At 72.0% G+C, this 19454-nt stretch carries 16 protein-coding genes; 6 read left to right on the forward strand and 10 right to left on the reverse strand.

Features of this window, described 5'->3' with window-relative positions; genetic code table 11:
• Nucleotides 1-23: 23 nt before the first annotated feature.
• Nucleotides 24-686 (reverse strand): transcriptional regulator, encoded by a 663-nt coding sequence (locus ACIBTX_RS06780; RefSeq protein ID WP_357120740.1) that lies wholly within the window; start codon nt 684-686, stop codon nt 24-26.
• 186 nt (nt 687-872) lie between these two features.
• On the opposite strand from ACIBTX_RS06780, the gene ACIBTX_RS06785 reads away from it, so the two are divergent.
• On the forward strand, nt 873-1730 hold the full coding sequence (locus ACIBTX_RS06785; RefSeq protein ID WP_357119525.1) for an SPFH domain-containing protein: 858 nt from the start codon (nt 873-875) through the stop codon (nt 1728-1730).
• A gap of 237 nt (nt 1731-1967) precedes the next feature.
• Here ACIBTX_RS06785 and ACIBTX_RS06790 read toward each other — a convergent pair whose 3' ends face one another.
• Both ACIBTX_RS06790 and ACIBTX_RS06795 read right to left on the reverse strand, forming a co-directional pair.
• Nucleotides 1968-3362: a permease prefix domain 1-containing protein gene (locus ACIBTX_RS06790; protein ID WP_357119529.1), complete on the reverse strand. Its 1395-nt coding sequence runs from the start codon at nt 3360-3362 to the stop codon at nt 1968-1970.
• A complete protein-coding gene (locus ACIBTX_RS06795) occupies nt 3359-3724 on the reverse strand; it encodes a PadR family transcriptional regulator (protein ID WP_357119532.1) in 366 nt (121 codons plus the stop codon). The genes ACIBTX_RS06790 and ACIBTX_RS06795 overlap by 4 nt, the downstream gene beginning before the upstream one ends.
• 112 nt (nt 3725-3836) lie before the next feature.
• Between ACIBTX_RS06795 and ACIBTX_RS06800 the strand changes: the two genes are divergently transcribed.
• Nucleotides 3837-4583: a phosphotransferase family protein gene (locus ACIBTX_RS06800; protein WP_396832159.1), complete on the forward strand. Its 747-nt coding sequence runs from the start codon at nt 3837-3839 to the stop codon at nt 4581-4583.
• A gap of 6 nt (nt 4584-4589) precedes the next feature.
• On the opposite strand, the gene ACIBTX_RS06805 is transcribed toward ACIBTX_RS06800, so the two are convergent.
• Entirely contained in the window at nt 4590-5126 is a 537-nt protein-coding gene (locus ACIBTX_RS06805; RefSeq protein WP_357119539.1) for an alpha/beta hydrolase, read from the reverse strand.
• 27 nt (nt 5127-5153) lie between these two features.
• Entirely contained in the window at nt 5154-5822 is a 669-nt protein-coding gene (locus tag ACIBTX_RS06810) for a TetR/AcrR family transcriptional regulator (RefSeq protein ID WP_396832272.1), read from the reverse strand.
• Between the two features lie 180 nt (nt 5823-6002).
• Here ACIBTX_RS06810 and ACIBTX_RS06815 point away from each other — a divergent pair, with 180 nt between their 5' ends.
• Together ACIBTX_RS06815 and ACIBTX_RS06820 are read left to right on the forward strand one after the other, a co-directional pair.
• Nucleotides 6003-6995: an aldo/keto reductase gene (locus tag ACIBTX_RS06815; RefSeq protein ID WP_357119541.1), complete on the forward strand. Its 993-nt coding sequence runs from the start codon at nt 6003-6005 to the stop codon at nt 6993-6995.
• A gap of 109 nt (nt 6996-7104) precedes the next feature.
• Nucleotides 7105-7392 (forward strand): hypothetical protein, encoded by a 288-nt coding sequence (locus tag ACIBTX_RS06820; protein WP_355053485.1) that lies wholly within the window; start codon nt 7105-7107, stop codon nt 7390-7392.
• Nucleotides 7393-7454: 62 nt separating this feature from the next.
• On the opposite strand, the gene ACIBTX_RS06825 is transcribed toward ACIBTX_RS06820, so the two are convergent.
• From ACIBTX_RS06825 to ACIBTX_RS06835, 3 genes are all read right to left on the reverse strand, one after another.
• On the reverse strand, nt 7455-8597 hold the full coding sequence (locus ACIBTX_RS06825) for an alcohol dehydrogenase catalytic domain-containing protein (RefSeq protein WP_357119546.1): 1143 nt from the start codon (nt 8595-8597) through the stop codon (nt 7455-7457).
• Nucleotides 8594-10048, reverse strand: coding sequence for an aldehyde dehydrogenase family protein (locus tag ACIBTX_RS06830; protein ID WP_357119549.1), 1455 nt, complete (start codon nt 10046-10048; stop codon nt 8594-8596). The genes ACIBTX_RS06825 and ACIBTX_RS06830 overlap by 4 nt, the downstream gene beginning before the upstream one ends.
• Before the next feature lie 78 nt (nt 10049-10126).
• The gene (locus ACIBTX_RS06835) at nt 10127-10792 is read right to left on the reverse strand and encodes a TetR/AcrR family transcriptional regulator C-terminal domain-containing protein (protein ID WP_357119552.1); all 666 of its coding nucleotides are present in this window, start codon (nt 10790-10792) and stop codon (nt 10127-10129) included.
• An 84-nt stretch (nt 10793-10876) separates the two neighbouring features.
• On the opposite strand from ACIBTX_RS06835, the gene ACIBTX_RS06840 reads away from it, so the two are divergent.
• A complete protein-coding gene (locus ACIBTX_RS06840) occupies nt 10877-12049 on the forward strand; it encodes an acyl-CoA dehydrogenase family protein (RefSeq protein WP_357119555.1) in 1173 nt (390 codons plus the stop codon).
• A 75-nt stretch (nt 12050-12124) separates the two neighbouring features.
• Here ACIBTX_RS06840 and ACIBTX_RS06845 read toward each other — a convergent pair whose 3' ends face one another.
• A complete protein-coding gene (locus ACIBTX_RS06845; protein WP_357392851.1) occupies nt 12125-13162 on the reverse strand; it encodes an aminotransferase class V-fold PLP-dependent enzyme in 1038 nt (345 codons plus the stop codon).
• A 149-nt stretch (nt 13163-13311) separates the two neighbouring features.
• Here ACIBTX_RS06845 and ACIBTX_RS06850 point away from each other — a divergent pair, with 149 nt between their 5' ends.
• Entirely contained in the window at nt 13312-17199 is a 3888-nt protein-coding gene (locus tag ACIBTX_RS06850) for a leucine-rich repeat domain-containing protein (protein ID WP_357119561.1), read from the forward strand.
• Nucleotides 17200-17209: 10 nt separating this feature from the next.
• Here the strand turns inward: ACIBTX_RS06850 and ACIBTX_RS06855 are convergent, their stop codons facing one another.
• The gene (locus ACIBTX_RS06855) at nt 17210-19357 is read right to left on the reverse strand and encodes an FUSC family protein (RefSeq protein ID WP_357173514.1); all 2148 of its coding nucleotides are present in this window, start codon (nt 19355-19357) and stop codon (nt 17210-17212) included.
• Nucleotides 19358-19454 lie beyond the last annotated feature (97 nt).

Raw genomic sequence — 19454 nt, forward strand, 5'->3', positions numbered from 1 at the left:
TTTCGTATCGGAAGTGGTCGGCGTCACGTCTCGGCGCGACGCCGCTCCCCCGGCTCCGGCACGTTCAGACAGGCGGCCACGGCGGCCGGCAGCGCGCTCAGGTGGACCGCGGGCGCGGCGAGCGGTTCGATCCAGCCCGGCCCGGCGCCGTAGACGCGCAGGCCGGGGAAATCACGGGCGAAACGCACCAGCCGGTACGCGCGCCCGGTGACCGGCGTCTGCGACCACACCACGACGGTGTACGGGCGAGCGCGGCGCACGGCGCCGCTCAGCGCGGACCACGGCAGCGCGGGTCCCAGGTGCAGGCAGCCACGCCCCCGCTCCCGCAGGGCCGCGGCGAGGGCGTGCAGACCGAGCGAGTGCGCCTCCCGCTCGGCGCCGGCCAGCAGCACCCCGCCGGTCGGCAGGGACCGCCCGGGATCCCGGCGATACACGTCCAGCCCGACCCGGACGCCCTCGGACAGGGCGTGTTCCACGGCGATCTCGCCGACGTCGCGCCCCGACATCGGCGCCAGCAGCGGCTGGCAGACCTGCTCCCAGAGCGCCGGCACGCCCCACTCGGCCGCCAACTCCAGCATCAGCGTGGCGACCCGGTTACCGTCCAGGTCCTCGGCCGCCAGCGAGACCCGCTTGAGCGCGGTCTGCACGGCGTCGGCCGGCATCGGATCGGTCAGCACAGGCGGCATCGGATCGGTCAGCACAGACGTACCCCCGGGTCGGTGTTCGCTACCCAGGGTTCGCCGCGACCGGGCGCGGCGGATGCGCCCGGCGCGGAATTTACCGGCGGCGGGCCGACGCCGACCGGCGCGGCCCGACTTGACCGGACCTCCTAGCGTGAAGATCCACACAGCCCAGCGGAAGGCCCCCACCCCATGCCCGTCGGCTTCACCATGGCGATCATCCTCGCCGTCGCCCTGGTCGTCAGCGCCGTCGCCGCGCTCGTCGCCCCCGCCCGCTCGCTGAAGCGGGTGGCCGCCCTCGCCGCGCTCGGCTTCCTCACCCTCAGCCTGGTGGTCGGCATCGCCTCCAGCGCCCACTCGGTGCCGATCCGCTCGGTCGGCATCGTGACCAGCTTCGGCAAGCCGACCGGCGAGGTGACCGGCTCGGGCCTGAAGTGGGTGGCCCCCTGGCAGAAGGTCGGCGAGTGGGACGCGGGCCGGCAGAAGTACGACCACATCGGCGGCGACGACTGCGTCCGGGTCCGTACCGGAACGCTCGCCGACGCCTGCGTCGAGGTGCTCATCGAGTGGCAGGTCAAACCGGAGAACGCCCCCAAGCAGTTCATGGACTACAAGGGCGACTTCGTGAGCTTCCGGGGACAGCGGGTGGGCGTGCAGCTCGACAGCGCGGTCAACGACGCGTTCGCCGCGTACAACCCGCTGGAGAAGATCGACGCGCGCACCGGCGACCTCAACGTGGACCTCAAACCGTTCGCGGCGAACATCAAGACCAGCGCGGAGAGCCGCCTCGCCACGGACGTCGACATCCTGTCGGTGACCATCACCCGGGTCAACCACGACGACAAGACCGAGGGCAACATCAAGGCGTTCCAGGACAAGCTGGCGCAGACCCGCAACCTGGAGCAGGACCGTAAGAACGCCGAGATCTCCAAGCAGATCACCGAGACCAACGCGAAGGTCGACAAGGTGACCCGATGCCTGGAGATCGCCGAGAAGAACGGCGCGAACCCGGGCCTGTGCATCAACCCGGGCATCGTCACCGGCAAGTGACCCGGGGCGGGGCTCGGACCATCCGACGCAGCGCGTCTTCCACGGCGTCCGTCAACGGATCACCCTCCGTCGCCGGCGACAGGTCTGCAGTCGTCGGCGCAGAGCGCCGGGTTCGCCCTGGGGTCCCCTCTCGTCGGCGTGGCGATCGACCTCTCCGTACCGGCCGGCGGCTTCGCGGCGGCCGGGATCGCCGGCCTCGCCGCCGCGCTGGCCGGACGCCTCCTGTCCCGCAGCTCGCTAGGCGTACCGGAACAGCGGAGGGAAGGCGAGGACCACGATCCAGGCCCAGGCGGCGTACACCGGCAGGTAGCCGGTCTGCCAGCGTTCGAGGGCCGCGAACGGCGTACGCCGACGGACGAAGCTCAGCAGGAGCCAGGCCGACCACGCGAGGTTGACCAGCAGGACCACGTTCTCGCCGAGGGCCGCCGCCCGGTTGGGCGTACCGCCGTAGTCGTCGGTGATCCGCCCGGTGATCTCGAACAGCACCAGCAGGTCGATGGCCAGCGCGCTGAGCACCAGCGCCAGCTGGAGCTTGTCGAACGCGCCGGGCGGGGCCAGCGGGTCGCGGGCCGACAACGAGTAGAGCAGCAGCCCCAGCACCACGACCAGCAGCAGGTCGAACAGGATCAGCGCCTCGCGCTCGACGTCGATGCCGTGGCTGGTCCAGACGACGGCGACGAGGAAGGCCAGGAGCGCGGCCGTGAACAGCGGGGTGAACAGCCGGGTGAGGACGGGCGCGATGTTCTCGACGACGCTCTGCTTGGCCTCGACCAGCCACCCGGCCACGACGACCGCGGCCGCCGCGCCGCAGGGTAGGAGCCACTGCGAGACGAACGCCTCCGGGACGATGCCGATGGCCGCGAAGGTGTTGAACAGGAAGGCGGCGAGCACTCCACCACCGAGGGCCATCAGCACGAAGTAGATGAACCACTCCCCGGTGAAGCGGATGAAGTCCATGCGTCGACGTGTCGAGCGCCAGTCGTCGGCGACGTAGGCCAGACCGACCACGAGCCACAGCGCGATCGGTAGGTGGACGCTGGTGACGACGATGGACTGCGAGTCGCCCGCCAGCGGGTAGACGTTGGCCGCCAGCGCGCCGAGGACGAACAGCGCCACCAGCGCCACGACCACCGCCGGCCGGGCTCGGCGCCGCCAGGCGAGGAACGCCGCCAGCCAGGGCAGCGCGAACAGGGTGAAGTTACGCGTGTAGAACGAGCCGTCGCCGTCGAAGGTCAGCCCGAACAGCGCCGGCACCTTCACCGACGCCACCGCGCCGGCCGCCGCGCCGAGCATCACCCACAGGTCCCGTCGGGAACGCGTGCCGGCGTCCGAGGCGCCGGAGTCGCCGGTGAGCACGAGCTGCTTCCAGAGCCGCTCCGAGTGTTCCCGGGCGAACTCCCGGGACAACTCGTCGAGGCTGCCCATCCGTTTCACGGCGACCAGGAACGCCTCGTCCGCGCTGAGGCCCGCCGCGACGAGCGCGTCGACGGAACCGCGGAGATGGTCCTCCAGCTCGTCGGCGTCGGCCGGGCTCAGCGTCCCGCGGCGCAGCACGTACTGACGCCACTGCGTCACCTGCGCCTCCAACTCGCGCGGGCCTTCGTGCTCGTGGGGACCGTCGTACACCGTCATGCGAGACCCTCCAGCGGACGCGGCGTCAGCGGCGCGCGGTCGTGCCAGACCGCCTTGAGCGCGCCCACGACCGTGTCCCACTGCCGGCGCTGCTCGGCCAGCTCGGCCCGGCCCCGGTCGGTGATCCGGTAGTACTTGCGCCTGCGCTCGCCGGCGACCGCCTGCCAGCTCGACTCCACGAAGCCGAGACGTTCGAGCCGGTGCAGCAACGGATAGAGCAGCCCCTCGGTCCAGTCCAGCTCACCGCCGGACAGCTCGTTGATCCGCCGGAGGATGGCGTAGCCGTAGCTGTCCCCCTCGGCCAGGATGCCGAGCACCATCGGCGTCGCCGACGCGGCGACCAGATCCTTGGCGACCTTCACGGGACCTCCCGTCCAACCCTAGAAGTACGATGCATAGTACTGCTAGGTATTTTCCCGCCGCAACGACTCCGCCACCGAAAACCCGTCGAAGGTCGCGGCCGATCCCGCGACAATGGCCGACGTGCCGGAGATCGAGGTCGTCGTCGCCCATTCCGAGCGGGCGACCGTACGTGCCGGGGACGTGTTTCTCAAGATCGACGCTGATCCGGATCACGCGGACGTCGAGGTGGCGGCGATGGCGCTGGCGCCCGTGCCGACCCCGCAGGTCCTCTGGCACAACCCGCCCGTGCTCGCGCTCGCCGCCCTGCGCGGGCGGGCGCTCGGCCGCCTGGGCGAGCCGTCGACCGCGCCGGCCACGGCGTGGGTCGCGGCGGGCGCCGCCGTACGGAGGCTGCACGACGCGCCGCTGCCGCCCTGGCCCGGTCGGAGTCTCGACGAGTTGGCCACGCGGCTCGACCGCGAGTGCGCCTGGCTCGTCGCGAACGGCGCTCTCCCCACCGACCTGGTCACCCGCAACCGGCACATCGCCGAGGCGGCGCTCCGGCCGTGGACGCCGGTCTTCACGCACGGCGACCTGCAGGTGGGCCACGTGTTCGTCGACGGTGACGAGGTCACCGGCGTCCTCGACTGGTCCGAGGCGGCCCGGGGCGACGCCCTGTTCGACCTCGCCACGCTGACGCTCGGCCACGAGGAGCGCCTCGGCGACGTCCTGGCCGGCTACGGCACCGACGTCGACCTCGACGTGATCCGGGCGTGGTGGTCGTGGCGCAGCCTGGTGGTGATCCGTTGGCTGACCGAGCACGGCTTCGACCCGTCGGCGCCCGGCTGCGAGGTCGACGTGCTGCGGGCGCGGATGTGACGAGCGTCAGGGGATGAGGCGGTCGAGCAGCTCGAACCGCTCGTACGGCTGGTCGTAGTCGCCGAAGTGGCCGTCGTCGCGCACGATCTGGGTGCCGCCGAGCCGCTCGAACATCGCGCGTCCCTGCCGGTCGTCGCAGCCGTACGGATCCTCGCGCGAGTTGACGAAGTAGATGTCCCGCACGTGCGACCGGATCGCCGCCCAGTCGTAGCGCTCCTGCAGGACGGGCTCGTCGCTCGTGTTGGGCCGGGTGCAGTAGCCGGCGACCAGGATCGCCTGGGCCACGGTCACCTCGACGTGCTCCAGGAGCGCCAGCAGCAGGGCCGCGCCGCCGGAGTGGCCCACCAGCACCGTCTCCTCGTCGAAGTGGTGCCCGGCCAGCACCGTCGGCAGGAACGTCGCGATCGGCTCGACGTTGACACCCGGCAGGTGCGGCACCTCGACGGCGTAACCCCGGGCCTCCAGCCGCCGGGCCAGCCAGCGGTACCAGACGACGTCCGGGTTACCGCCGGTGCCGTGGAAGATGATCGCGTTCCGTCCCACCGTGCCCCCTCCGCATCGACGTCGTGATCAAACCACCTGACCGCCAGCAGGACGAGAGGGATTCCCGGTCGTCGGTACGGGCTGGTCGTACAGCGCCGACACCCACAGGCGGGTGAGCGTGTCGACCAGCACCGCCCGGTCGTCGAACGGCGGCACCCCGCACGCGGCCAGGTAGTAGAGCCGCTCGCCGGTCCAGGTCAGCGTTGCGGCGAGCGCGTGCACGTCGACACCGTCGAGCCGGGCCGAGACAGCGGGGTCCGCCCGACGATCGGCCTCGATCCGTGCGACCGTCGCGTCGGTGAACGTCGCCATCTGGCCCAGCCACAGCTCGCGCAACTGCGGGTCGGACGCCCAGGTCTCCACGATCGCGCGCAGCACGGCGGCATTGGCGAGCCAGAGTTCGGCACCGGCGTCGATGCCCGCTCGCAGCGTCTCGCGCGGGTCGGCGGTCGCCTGCACCCACGGTTGGGCGGCCTCGTGACCGGCACCGACCGCCCGACGTACCAGCTCGGCCAGCACCGCCTGTTTGCCGGCGAAGTAGAAGTAGAAGCTGGCCCGCGAGACGCCTGCGGCGGTGATGATGTCGGCCACGCTGAGCGTGTCGAAAGTGCGTTCGCGCAGCAGTTCACGAAGTGCGTTCAAGACACGTTCGCGCAGCTCGGCGCGGCTCTGCTGCGGGTCGTCACGGCGGGCCATCACAGGCCGCAGCCTACCTGATAGAGCATCTGGACACTGTGACCAGACAGGGCGTATGGTCGGGCGCATGACCGAGGTTACCGACCGCACCGCGCAGTTCCTCGACCCGCCCGAGCACCGCTGGGCACCCCACCGGCACCTGAGCGACGTCGCTGCCGAGTTCGTTGCGACGGAGTTCGCATGAGGTACACGACGTTCGGGCGGACCGGGCTGCGAGTGTCCGAGTTGGTGCTCGGCGCGATGACGTTCGGTGAACAGGGTGGCGTCGGTGCGCCGATCGAAGAGTGCCGCCGCATCCTCGACGCCTACGCCGAGGCCGGCGGCAACGTCGTTGACACCGCCATCAACTACCGCGGCGGCGCCAGCGAGGAGATGCTCGGCGAGCTGCTCGCCGGGCGGCGCGACAGGTTCGTCGTGGCCACGAAGTACACGGTGACCCGTGATTCGGCCGACCCCAACGGTGGTGGCAGCCACCGCAAGAACCTCAGGCTGTCGCTGGAGACCAGCCTGCGCCGGCTGCGCACCGACCACGTCGACGTCTACTGGGTGCACATCTGGGACCAGCGCACGCCCATCGACGAGACCATGCGGGCACTCGACGACGCGGTCACCGCCGGCAAGGTCCTCTATGTCGGGGTGTCGGACACCCCTGCCTGGGTGGTCTCCCGCGCGAACACGTTGGCCGAGTGGCGCGGCTGGAGCCCGTTCGCCGGCCTCCAGGTGCCGTACAGCCTCGTCAACCGCGACGCCGAGCGGGAACTGTTGCCCATGGCCGAGGCGTACGGCATGACCGTGACGGCCTGGAGCCCGCTCGGCGGCGGCGTGCTGTCCGGCAAGTACAACGCCGGCCCGCCGCAGGAGAGGACGCGGCTGAGCCGGGACACGATCGGCGACCGCGACCTCACTGTGGCGCAGGTCGTGCAGGAGGTCGCCGGCGAGCTGGGCGTCACCCCGGCGCAGGTGGCCCTCGCCTGGACCCGCCTCCGCAGCGGCGTGCTGCCGATCATCGGCGCGCGGACCGTGGAACAACTCCGGGACAACCTGGGCTGCACCGCGGTCACGCTGCCGCCGGAACTGGCCCTGCGGCTGGAGACGGCCACCGGGTTCCGTCTCGGCTTCCCGGCCGATTTCATCGCCGAGACCAGACAGTGGGTGCTCGGCGCCGCCGCGTGACCCCGGTGGCCGCCGGCCAGCGACAAAGGCGTCCGGGCCGGCGGCGGTCGACGTTTACCCGCGCCGTCATCTGCCGCGACCGCGGCACTCCGGGATAGCCTTGGCGCATATGGCTACCTATCGCAGCGCCTCAGTGCTTCTCTCCTCGGACGGCACCAGGACCCCTGGCACCGCCGCCCTCTTCGCCGAGCCCGCCCGCAAAGGTGGGACCCGGCCGTGGGCCGGCGACTTCCGTCCCGCCAACAGCGCCGGAAATGGTCCCAAGAACGCGATCGGCAAGACCTTCACGTTGGAGCTGCCCGACGGCAGCACCGGCAAGGTCGTCGTCCAGAGCCTCAAGAGCGGAAGGGGTGGCGTCGTACTGGCGCTGATGGGCGAGGACGCACCACCCTTCTGAGCGAAGCCGATCTCCGGCCGGTGCCGCCGGCCGGAGATCGCCAGCGGGTGAGCCTGCTCGGCTCAGTCCAGTGTCACCACCCAGCGGGCACCCTCGCCTCGGGCGAGCCGGTCGAACGCGGCGGGCGCCTCGCCCAGCGCGACCGTGCCGCTGACCAGCACGCGCAGGTCCAGTGCACCGTCGGCCAGTTCGGCGGCCAGCACCGGCACCTCACGGTCCGGGTCGGACGAGCCGTACACCGAGGAGCGCAGCGTACGGGCGGAGTGGAAGATGTCGAGCGCGCCGAGGCTGACCATGTCGTCCTTCGCGCCCATGCCGACCACGGTGACCGAGCCCCCGCGCCGGGTGAGCCGCCAGGCCGCCCGGATGGTGGCGGCCCGACCCACGCACTCGAAGGCGTGGTCGACGCCCCGCCCCTCGGTGCGAGCCCGCACCTCCTTGGAGAGCCGATCGTCGGAGAGCAGGAAGTCGGTGGCTCCGGCGGCCAGGGCCAGGTCACGCTTCGCCTCGGCCACGTCCACGGCGAGGATCGTCGTGGCACCCGCCCGGCGTGCCGCGCTGAGCACGGCGAGCCCGACCCCGCCGAGCCCGACGACGGCGACCGACTCGCCGGACGCCACCCGGGCGGTGTTCCGGACCGCGCCGAGGCCGGTGAGCACCGCGCAGCCGAGCAGCGCGGCCTGCTCGACCGGCAGGCCGACGGGGATCGGTACGACAGCGCTCTCCGGGACCACCACCGCCTCGGCGAGCGCGCCGAGACCGAGGGTCAGGTGCAGCGGAACCCCGTCCTCGGTCTCGCCCCGCGGCACGGTCGGGGCCGTCGTGTCGGCGCACAGCCACGGCTCGCCGCGTCGGCACCACCAGCAGGCCCGGCAGGCGGGCGCCCAGTTGAGCACCACCGGTGTGCCGACCGTCAGCCCGCCGCCCGGCCCGACCTCGGCCACCACCCCGGTCGCCTCGTGCCCGAGCACCAGCGGGAACCTCGCGGCGATCGTGCCGTTCACCATGGACAGGTCGGAGTGGCAGACACCGGCCGCCCGGATCGTCACCCGCACCTCGCCGGGGCCGGGCGCGGGCAGTCGTACCCGCTCGACCCGCAGCTCGGCCCCGCGTTCGCGGGCGACCAGCGCGCGGACGACGACCGGCGCGGACGCCGGCTCGGCGGCGCCGCCCGGCGCGGCCGATGTCAGCTCGGGGCCGGTCATCGCTGGATCGCCTTTACCTCGCAGAACTCGGCGAGCCCGTGCGTGCCCAGCTCCCGGCCGAGGCCGGACTGCTTGTAGCCGCCGAAGGGAGCGAGCGGGTTGAACGGCGCGCCGTTGATGTCGACGGCCCCGGTCCGCAGGCGTCGCGCCACCGCGAGCGCCGCGTCGGTGTCGGCGGACCAGACCGCGCCGGCCAACCCGTACCGCGAGTTGTTGGCGATGGCCACGGCCTCGTCGGTGTCGTCGAACGGGATGACCGCGAGGACCGGGCCGAAGACCTCCTCCTGGGCGAGCGCGCTGTCCGGACGCACGTCGGCGAAGACGGTCGGGGCGACGAAGTGCCCGCGCGCCGGGACCGGGGCGTCCGGGCCGCCGACGACCAGCCGCGCGCCGTCGGCGAGCGCCCGGTCGACGTGACCGCGTACCCGCTGCGCCTGCGCAGCGGAGACGAGCGGGCCCAGCCGGGTGGCCGGGTCGAACGGGTCGCCGAGGCGGTAACCGGAGACCGCCGCCGCGACCAGGTCGAGCGCCTCGTCGTACCGGTCACGGTGCACCAGCATCCTGGTCCACGCCGTGCAGGTCTGCCCGGAGTTGAGCAGGGCGTTGCCCACGCCCACCTTGACCGCGGTGGCCAGGTCGGCGTCGCCGAGGATCACGTTGGCGGACTTGCCGCCCAGCTCCAGCGCGACCCGGGTGATCCGGTCGGCGGCGAGTCGCATGATCCGGCTGCCGGTGGCGGTGCTGCCGGTGAACGACACCAGGTCGACGTCCGGGTGCCCGGCGAGCGCCTCGCCCGCCACCGCGCCGGTGCCGGGGACCAGGTTGAGCACGCCCGGCGGCAGGCCGGCCTCGGTGACCGCGTCGAAGAGCAGGTACGCGGTCAGCGGGGTCAGCTCGCTCGGCTTGAGCACGACCGTGCAGCCGGCGGCGAGCGCGGACGCCACCTTGGCCATCACCTGGTGCAGGGGGTAGTTCCACGGGGTGATCGCGCCGACCACGCCGATCGGCTCGCGGACGACGAGAGAGTTGCCGATGCTCTCCTCGACCGGCGGACGGGCGGCGAGCGCGACGTGGTCGCGCAGCACCGTCAGCGGGAGCCCGACCTGCACGCGGGTGGCGAGCTTGAGCGGCGAGCCCTGCTCCACGGCGATGGTGCGGGCGAGGTCGTCGGCACGGGCGGCGAGCGCGGTGTGCAGCCGGTCGAGGTGCGCGGAGCGTTCCGCGGGCGCGGTGGCCGCCCAGCCCGCGAAGGCGGCGCGGGCTGCGGTGACGGCGGCGTCCACATCGGCCGCCGTGCCGGCGGGGACCTGGCCGACGGTGTCCCCGGTGCTCGGATTCTCCACGTCGAGCACGTCGGCGCCGGCGGGCGGCGTCCACTCGCCGCCGATGTGCAGGTGACGCCGGAGGCGCAGGGTGTCGGGGAGCGGCGACGGCGGTGCGGCGAGGTCCATGGCGTCCCTTCGGGGGGGGTGGGCGACGGGCGGCTCAGCGGCGGACGGACGATGAAACTAGCGCTGGGAGTTTGGACGCTACCCGCTGGACTGCCCGGACTCCACCGCGCCGAGGGGGCCGACGGCGCGGTCGTACTCGGCGGCCAGCCCGTGCAGCAGCGCGTCCAGGCCGAGGGCGAAGGCGCCCTCGTCGACGCTCTGCTGGTGCTCGGCGAGCCGGTGCGCCTGGCCCAGGTGCGGGTAGTGCGCGGCGTACAGCTCGGGATCCTCGACGAAGCCGCGAGCGAACGAGCCGAGCGCCGACCCGGCCACGAAGTAGCGCAGCGCCGCGCCGATGTGGGTGGCGCGGGCCGGTGGCCAGCCGGCGCGGACGAGACCGCCGTAGACCGCGTCCGCCATGGCGAGGGCGGCCGGACGTCGACCCGGCCCCTGCGCCAGGTACGGCACGATGTTCGGGTGCGCGGTGAGCGCCCGCCGGTACGACCACGCCCAATCGCGCAGCGCGGCGGCCCAGTCACGGCTGGCGAATCCGCTGGTGTCGACGGCGCCGGTGACCCCGTCGGCGACCGCGTCGAGGATCTCGTCCTTGGTGGCGAAGTGGTTGTAGAGCGAGGGCCCCTGGACGCTCAACGCGGCGGCGAGCCGGCGGGTGGAGAAGGCGGGCAGGCCCTCGGCGTCGATCAGCGCGGTGGCTGTCTCGACGATCAGCTGCCGGGTGAGCCGGGGCTGGCGGGGTCGGGGCACAACGCTCCTCGCGGGACTGGACTCAGCAAAACTTACACCGCTAGTTTAGTGGTGACCGGCCGCGCCGACGCCAGGAGGACCATCGTGGACTTTTCGCTCACCGACGAGGAGCGGGCGGTGCGGGACACCGCCCGGTCGTTCATCCAACGCGAGGTGATGCCGCTGGAGGCGGAGGTGCTTCGCCGGGAGCGGGCCCACCAGCCGAGTCTGGACCATTCCGAGGTCCGCGAGCTGCAACTCAAGGCCCGCAAGTTCGGCTTCTGGGGTCTCGCGACCCCCGAGGAGTACGGCGGGATGAACCTGCCGGCCGTCCTCCAGTCGCTGATCTGGACAGAGCTGGGCCACACGTTCGTGCCGTTCCGCTTCGGCGGCGAGGCCGACAACATCCTGTTCCACGCCACCGAGGAGCAGAAGCAGGAGTTCCTCATCCCGACGATCGAGGGTGAGCGCCGGTCCTGCTTCGCGATCACCGAACCGGGCGCCGGCTCGGACGCCGCCAACATCCGGCTCTCCGCCCGCCGCGACGGCGACGACTGGATCCTCGACGGCGAGAAGACCTTCATCACCGGCGGTCACGACGCCGACTTCGCCATCGTCGTCGCGGTGACCGACCGGGAGAAGGGCGCCCGCAACGGCGGCGCGACCGCCTTCCTGGTGGACCGGGCCATGGGCTGGCGCTCGGAGTTCATCCAGACCATGGGCGAGGGCGGCCCGGCGTCCCTCATCTTCGACGGCGTACGGGTGCCACACCGCAACATCCTCGGCGAGATCGGGCAGGGCTTCACCCTCGGCATGGAGTGGATCGGCAAGGGCCGCTACACCATCCCGTCGCACGCCGTCGGCATCGCCGAGCGGGTCCTGCAGATGGCCATCGAGTACGCCAACACCCGGGAGACCTTCGGCGCGAAGATCGGCACCAACCAGGCCATCCAGTGGATGATCGCCGACTCGGAGACCGAACTGGAGGCGGCCCGCTGGCTGATCCTGCGCTCGGCGTGGACCGTCGACCAGGGCCTCGACCCCCGGCACGCGTCGTCGATGGGCAAGTTGTACGGCGCGCAGATGGTCAACCGGGTCGTCGACCGGGTGCTCCAGATCCACGGCGGCATGGGCTACACCCGGGAGCTGCCCATCGAACGCTGGTACCGGCAGGTCCGGCTCTACCGCATCTTCGAGGGCACCGACGAGATGCAGCGGCTCATCATCTCCCGGGACCTGCTGCGCGGGTACACGAAGATCGGCGGTCACCTGGCCTGAGCCCGAATGTCAGTCCTCTGCTCCTGAGCGCCGGCCGGCCGTGCCCCACTGCGGGGCGCGGCCGGCCTTCCGGCCTCAGCCGACGAGCGCCGTCAGCGCCGCGTCCACGTCCGCCTCGGTCGAGTAGAGGTGGAACGAGGCGCGGACCCGGCCGGCCCGGACCGCCGCCCGGATGCCAGCCGCCGCGAGGCGCTGTTCCGCGTCGGGCACGTCAACGGCGACGATGGCGCTGTCCCCCGCCGGCCGGCCCAGGCCGGTCAGGAACCGGTTGGCCAGCGCCACGTTGTGCGCCTGGATCGCCGGCACGCCGATCTCGGCGACCAGCTCCATGGCGGGGGCCGCGCCCACCCAGCTGAACCAGGCCGGCGAGATGTCGAACCGGCGGGCATCGTCCGCCAGCCGCAACGGCAGGCCGTAATAGGAGGCGTGCGGGTCCTGCCCGGCGAACCAGCCGGCCGCGTCCGGGCGCAGCCGCTCGCGCAGGGCGGGGGCCAGATAGGCGTACGCGGTGCCGCGCGGGTTCATCAGCCACTTGTAACCGCCCACGGCCACCACGTCGGCCCGGCTGCCGTCGAACGGCAGCCACCCGCACGCCTGGGTCGCGTCCACCACCACCAGCGCGCCGTGCGCTCGGGCGGCGGCCACGATCTCGTCGTACGCGGCGACCGCGCCGTCGGACGACTGCACCAGGCTGAACGCGACCACGTCCGTGTCGGCGTCGATCGCGTCGACGAGCCCGTCCGCCGGCACGGTGCGGACCGTGACGCCGCGCTCCTCCTGCACCAACCAGGGGAACAGGTTCGAGGTGAACTCGATGTCCGGAACGACCACGGTGGCGCCGGCCGGCAGGGCCGCCGCCACCGGCGCGAGCATCTGGGAGACCGTCGCGCCGACGGCCACGTCGACGTCAGGCACCCCGATCAGACCGGCGAACGTCGTCCGGGCCCGCTGCACCGAGTCGCCCCAGCCCTCCCAGGAGGTGCTGCCGACACGCCACTGGGCCAGGGAGTCCTGCAACGCCGTCCAGCCCGGCTCGGGCGGCAAGCCGTACGAGGCGGTGTTCAACCAGCCGGGCTCCGGCTTCCACAACTGCTGCGCCTGCGCGATCTCCATACCACCGACGTTAGGCCTGGTCATCGACGGTCAGCCACGGCCAATCGGCAATCGGCGGCCTGCCAGCGGGCATCCCTGCTCGCGACCCGGACGCACGGCAGACCGCGCCGGCCGTACCGACTGTGCACGGGAGACTACGCTGCTCGGGCATGGACGACGGCAGGCTTGTCGAGGCCCGGAAGCGCATTGATGCCGCCACCACTGGGCATGTCGACCTGAGCGGTCTCGATCTCACCTCAGAAGACCTCACCGAACTGCTGCGCGACACCTGGGCTTTCGCCGAGGTCGTCAGCCTCGATCTCGCCAGCAACGAGCTGGACACGCTGCCGGACGCCGTCGCCGCCTGGACGTCCCTCACCCTGTTGGACCTGAGTAGCAACCGGTTTTCGTCGCTACCCGACGCCGTCGCCGCCTGGACCACCCTGGAACGGCTCATCCTGGACAACAACCAGCTCACCGCGCTGCCGAACGCCGTCGCCGCCTGGACCTCCCTCAGCGAGCTGAACCTGATCGACAACAGAATCACCGCGCTACCCGACGCCGTCGCCGCCTGGACCGCCATGACAAAGCTCAACCTGGATAACAATCAGATCAGCGCACTACCCGACGCCGTCGCCGCCTGGACCGCCCTCACCCGGCTCGACATGGATCACAACCAGCTCACCGCACTACCCGACGCGGTCGCCGCCTGGAGCTGCCTCAATGTCCTGTACCTGGAAGGCAACCAGCTCACCGCACTACCCGACGCCGTCGCCGCCTGGACCTCCCTCAGCGAGCTGAACCTGGCCAGCAACAAACTCACCGCGCTACCCGACGCCGTCGCCGCCTGGACCTCCCTCAGCGGGCTGTACCTGGAGAACAACCAGCTCACCGCACTACCCGACGCGGTCGCCGCCTGGACCGCCCTCACCGACCTGCACCTGGACAGCAACCAGCTCACCGCACTACCCGAAGCCGTCGCCGCCTGGCCCTTCCTCGATGTCCTGCACCTGAATCACAACCAGCTCACCGCACTACCCGACGCCGTCGCCGCTTGGACCGCCATGACAAAGTCCAACCTGGATAACAATCAGATCAGCGCACTACCCGACGCCGTCGCCGCCTGGACCGCCCTCACCCGGCTCGACATGGATCACAACCAGCTCACCGCACTACCCGACGCGGTCGCCGCCTGGAGCTGCCTCAATGTCCTGTACCTGGAAGGCAACCAGCTCACCGCACTACCCGACGCCGTCGCCGCCTGGACCTCCCTCACCGAGCTGCACCTGACCGGCAACAAACTCACCGCCTTGCCCGACGCTGTCGCCGCCTGGACCGCCCTCACCAGCCTTTACCTCCAGAACAATGAGCTCACCGCCTTGCCCGACGACGCCGCGTCCTGGACCTCCCTCACCGAGCTGCACCTGGAAGGCAACCAGCTCACCGCACTACCCGACGCCGTCGCCGCCTGGACCGCCCTCACCGAGCTGAACCTCGACAGCAACCGCCTCACCGCGCTACCCGACGCCGTTACCGCCTGGACCTCCCTCACCGGGCTTTACCTAGCCGGCAACCGGCTCACCGCGCTACCTGACGCCGTCGCCGCTTGGACCTCCCTCACCGGCCTTTACCTGGAAAGCAATCAGCTCACCACCCTGCCCCACGCCATCGGTCGGCTCGCAGAGCTCCGGACGCTCGTCGTCGACGACAACCCACTTCCGCCCGAGGTGCTGGCCGCTGAGGCGGAGGGCACTGAAGCGCTGCTGGCGTTTCTCCGGAACGTCGCCGCCGACGGGATACCGATTTCGGAGGCGAAGCTCCTGTTCGTGGGCGCCGGCGAGGCGGGGAAGAGCTCGCTGCTCGGAGCGTTGCGCGGCGAGCCGTGGCGGGATCGTCACCAGACGCAGGGCATGGACATCAAGTCGCTGGTGGTGACCCACGCCGGTCGGGAGATCACCCTGAACGGGTGGGATTTCGGCGGTCAGCAGGCCTACCAGCCGGCACACCAGTTGTTCTTCAGCGCGCCGGCCGTCTACGTTGTCGTCTGGAAACCACGCCCGGGTGTCGCGGCCGGCATGGTGGAGTCCTGGATCGCCATGATCGCCCACCGGGCCCCGGACGCCCGGGTGCTCGTGGTCGCGTCGCACGGCGGGCCGACCTCGCGGGCGGACGCCATCGACGAACGGCATCTCAAGCAGCGCTTCGGTGACCTGATCATCGGCTTCTACGAGGTCGACAGCGCCGTCCCGGACGACCGGCTGGAGGCGCTGCGGGAGGCGATCTCCGTGGCCGCCGGCACGCTCCCGCACGTGCACCGCAACTATCCGGCGAGCTGGCAGCGAACGATCGAGGCCGTCACCGCCGACGGTCAGCAGGTGATCGACTACCGCGACTTCGAGGCGATGGCCGAGGCGCAGGGACTGACCGTTGCCCAGGCGCGGGCGCTGGCCAGCAACGCCCACCACCTGGGAAAGTGGATCTACTACGCGGACGACGACGCGTTGGCCGCGTTCGTGATCCTCCAACCGGACTGGCTCAACGTCGCGATCGCCGCCGTCCTCGACAGTCGAGACGCCGTCGACGCCCTCGGTCTCGTTTCACACCGTATGCTCGGCAGCCTGTGGGGTGCCGGGCAGGCGCCCGACGGCACGCTCTACACGAGGGAACAACAGCGACTGTTCCTGGCGCTCATGGGGCGCTTCGAGCTGACGTACCAGGTCTCGCTCGACGCCTCGCCCGAGCCGGTGAGCCTCATCGCGCAACTCGTCCCCGCCGCGCAGCCGGACCTGCGCAGCGCCTGGGTCGACTTTCGTTCCGGCGACCGCGAGTACCTGGAGGTGTGCCGGATCTCGGAGGGCCCGGCGGGTCCCGTGGTCATTCCCGAGTCGCTGATGTACCGGCTCATCGTGCGTCTGCACCATCAGCGCTACACGGAGCCCGACTCGTTGCAGGGCGTGCACTGGCAGCAGGGTGTGATCCTGCAGAGCCGGTACGGCGCCCGCGCGCTCCTCACGGTGCGTACCGGAGTCGGTGTCCAGGTCCAGGTCCGTGGCCCGGATGCCGTCACCTACCTGCGACAGGTCACCGACGAAATCCGCTACTGCATCGAACGGTTCTGGCCCGGCCTGACCACAGTCGCCCTCGTCGCCTGCCGGCACGGCTGCGGCCTGCCCACCCCGGGCGCGGGCCTGTTCGACGTCGACAAGCTCGTCAAGCTGCGCGACGCGCACGGTCAGAGCGTGGCGCAGTGTCCCGTCTCCAGCTGCGATGCCTTCCCCGCCATCGACGCGCTGTTGGGCGGCTCGCACGCCGGGCACGACGCGCTCGCGGTGCTGCAGGACGGCATGGCCCTGGTGGACAGGCAGGTCCGCGGCCTGAGTCGGCGGGTCACCGAGCTCAGCGACACCGTCAAGGCCAACCTCGCGGGCGTGAACGCCCGGCTGACGGCCCTGATGTGGCAGCTCAACGACGAGGCCGCGGACGGGCCGCGCCTCTTCACCCTCACTCCCGTCGAGTCCTCCCTACGCAATCCGCAGTGGACCTCCATCCGGATGCGGCTGACGTTGTACTGCGAGCACTCGCTCCAGCCCGTGCACGTCCTGGAACCCTCCCGACGCGACGCCGGCGTCTACTCGATCGACGTCTCCCGGGAGTGGTGGGTCCGGGCCGTCCCGCTCCTGAAGGCAACCTCCATGCTCCTGAAGCCCCTGCTCGGCGTGGGCGTGGCCGAACTCAAACTCGAGTTCGACGACGAGCAGTGGAAGGCCGTGGAAGAGCAGGTCTCGCTGGCCAACGAGACACTGAAGACCGCGGCGGAGGCCGCCGACCACCTCACCGCCGACGACCACAGCGCCGGTCTGGCGGAGCAGGCCCCGGGCGCACCGCCGGTGCCGGTCATCGCCGAGGGCGCCACCCTCCGGACGCTGCACGCCGCGCTGCGCGCCCAGGACGTCACCATCGCCGATCTCCGCAAGGTCGTCCGCCCGGACGGCCGCATCCTCTGGGTACACCGCCAGTTCGAGCACCTGTACCACAGCGGCCTGCCCGTCATCCCCTGACCGGGCCGGCTCAGGGTCGCCGGGGCGCGTCGGCGTCCGGGTGGATCCGGCTGAGGCTGTCGGCGAGCCCGGCGAGCCACCTGTCGACCTCCACCAGGTGCCGCACCGCAGCGGAGTCGACGTCGCCGAGCAGCGGGCGGAGCCGGTCCACCTCGTCGACGCAGTCGATCGGTACGGGCATCGGCCCGGCCGCCCGACCGTGCGTCACCTCGCCGGCCAGGTCGTCGTACGCCGACCGCAGGTGCCCGGCCGTGTCCCGCAGCAGTGCCGCGGCCGCCGGCCAGGCGGCCAGGCAGCCGGGCGGGTTCCGGCGCAGCAACGACTCGGCGCCGGGCACCAGGTGGTGCCCGGCGCTCAGGGCGGCGTCCCAGTTCAGCTGAGCGCGCCGTGGGTCGTGGCGCTCGGAGTGGTACTGGCAGTAGGACGAGTCGACCAGGATCATCCGCCGGCCGACCCGGTCGAAGTCGTGCTCGGGTGGCCGGGCGTCGCCGAGCACCGCCTCGACGGTCCGCTCGACCGCCGTCCCACTGGCCACCAGATAGCGGGCGGCGTTGTGCCGTAGGTCGTGGCCGGCGCCGCGCGGCCACATGGCCACACCGGCGAGCACGCCGATCACCGCGCCGAGCCCGACGTCGACCAGCCGTGCCTCGGCGAGTCGCCACCCCTCGGGGCTGAGCTGGGTGAACACGACGGTCAGCAGCAGGGTGAACAGCGCCTGCTGCCACACCGGGCCGAGCAGGCGACCGACTCCGAACGCCAGCAGCAACGAGACCGGCAGTACGACGGCGTACACGACCGGCTCCTGCACGACGAGCACCAGCAGGCCGCTCGCGACCACGCCCGCGATGGTGCCGAGCACGGCGGGTCGCAGCGCGGTGCGGGTGTCGGCGGCCGAGGTGCGCAGGACGGTGAGAGTCGCCAGGAGCACCCAGAAGCCGTGGTTGAGGTGCAGCACCCCGGCCGCCACCCGGGCGACCGCCAGCGCCACCGCCAGTCGCAGCGCGCTGTGCAGGTGCGCGGAGCGGGGCGCGAGGTGGGCGCCGAACTGTCGCCAGTACAGCGTCCACGCGCCGTGTCGCGCGTACTCGAAGAGCCGGGGGTAGGCGTCGACGTCGACGCGCGCCCCGGCGGCGATCCGGGTGCCGAGGGCGAAGATCCGTACCTGGTCGGCGAGGGCCAGCGCCGTCGCGTCCCGGCACATCCGGGGTACGTCCGGCGGGCCCGATCCCACCGACGGCTCAGCCGCGCCGATCGCGGCGTCCAGGTCGCGCAGGCCCGCCTGGGGCGCGTCGGAAAGCAGGCTACGGCTGGCAGCCCGGATCGCGTCGGCGCACGGGCGCAGCAGCCGCGCCGCCGCCAGGTCCGGGATCGGCGTCGAGGGGGCGTCCGTGGCGAGCCGGTCCGCCGTGGCCAGCACCTCCCGCAGCGCCGCCGCGGAGATCCGCAGCGCCCGATCCTGCGCTCCGGCCGCCGTGGGCGCCGACTCCCGGGGGTTGCGGGCCAAGCCGAGCACGGCAACCAGGTCGTACGCCCGCTCGCGCCGCCCGTCCGGAGCACCGTGGCCGGGGGCCGTCAGCGCGTCGGCGATGGCGTCGACGAAGGCCGCGACGCTGTCCGCCGCTCGGGCGAGCAGTTGCCGGTAGGAGACGGGCACCGGGTCGGGCCAGAGCACCACCTCGGCCGCGGCGAGCAGCACGATCGCGAGGGTGACCCCGCCGAGGCGCTGCGGCAGGCTGTCCGGCTGGTACGGCGGGAACGACGCCAGGATGTAGAAGAGTTGGAACGCGCTGGCCAGACCCACCAGTCGCGGGTTACCGACCCCGGCGAACGCCACGACGAACCCGATGACCAGCATCCCGCCGGCCGCCGCCCAGGTGTTCCACGCCAGGAGCGTGCCGGCGGCGATCAACGCCCAGACCGCCGGCAGCGACGTGACGAGGATCCGCGCCCGTTGTGACGCCGGGCCGGGCAGTTGCGCGAACGCCCCGGCGGCGATCGTGCCGAACAGCGCGTACGTGGCGAGCAGCGGGCTGCCCACGCCGTAGCGGCAGGCGTAGAAGAGGACGGACGCGACCAGGGTCAGCCGGGCCGCGCGCCGCAGGACGGCGTCACCCGGGTCACGGCGGCGAAGCCGACCGAGGAGGCTGGTTCCGAGCACGACCGCTCCCCCGGTTCGTCGCAGCGCCCCTGTCCGGTCCACCATTCTCCGCCGCGACCCGCCCGGGGCGATGGGTTTCGCGGCAATTCACCGCCGT

Source organism: Micromonospora sp. NPDC049359 (assembly GCF_044466585.1).
GTDB lineage: Bacteria > Actinomycetota > Actinomycetes > Mycobacteriales > Micromonosporaceae > Micromonospora.

Excerpts from the sequence above, each read along its gene's own strand:
- ACIBTX_RS06780 (WP_357120740.1), bottom strand. The coding sequence starts at position 686 with ATGCCGCCTGTGCTGACCGATCCGATGCCGGCCGACGCCGTGCAGACC.
- ACIBTX_RS06785 (WP_357119525.1), top strand. The coding sequence starts at position 873 with ATGCCCGTCGGCTTCACCATGGCGATCATCCTCGCCGTCGCCCTGGTC.
- ACIBTX_RS06790 (WP_357119529.1), bottom strand. The coding sequence starts at position 3,362 with ATGACGGTGTACGACGGTCCCCACGAGCACGAAGGCCCGCGCGAGTTG.
- ACIBTX_RS06800 (WP_396832159.1), top strand. The coding sequence starts at position 3,837 with ATGGCCGACGTGCCGGAGATCGAGGTCGTCGTCGCCCATTCCGAGCGG.
- ACIBTX_RS06810 (WP_396832272.1), bottom strand. The coding sequence starts at position 5,822 with ATGGCCCGCCGTGACGACCCGCAGCAGAGCCGCGCCGAGCTGCGCGAA.
- ACIBTX_RS06815 (WP_357119541.1), top strand. The coding sequence starts at position 6,003 with ATGAGGTACACGACGTTCGGGCGGACCGGGCTGCGAGTGTCCGAGTTG.
- ACIBTX_RS06820 (WP_355053485.1), top strand. The coding sequence starts at position 7,105 with ATGGCTACCTATCGCAGCGCCTCAGTGCTTCTCTCCTCGGACGGCACC.
- ACIBTX_RS06825 (WP_357119546.1), bottom strand. The coding sequence starts at position 8,597 with ATGACCGGCCCCGAGCTGACATCGGCCGCGCCGGGCGGCGCCGCCGAG.
- ACIBTX_RS06830 (WP_357119549.1), bottom strand. The coding sequence starts at position 10,048 with ATGGACCTCGCCGCACCGCCGTCGCCGCTCCCCGACACCCTGCGCCTC.
- ACIBTX_RS06845 (WP_357392851.1), bottom strand. The coding sequence starts at position 13,162 with ATGGAGATCGCGCAGGCGCAGCAGTTGTGGAAGCCGGAGCCCGGCTGG.
- ACIBTX_RS06850 (WP_357119561.1), top strand. The coding sequence starts at position 13,312 with ATGGACGACGGCAGGCTTGTCGAGGCCCGGAAGCGCATTGATGCCGCC.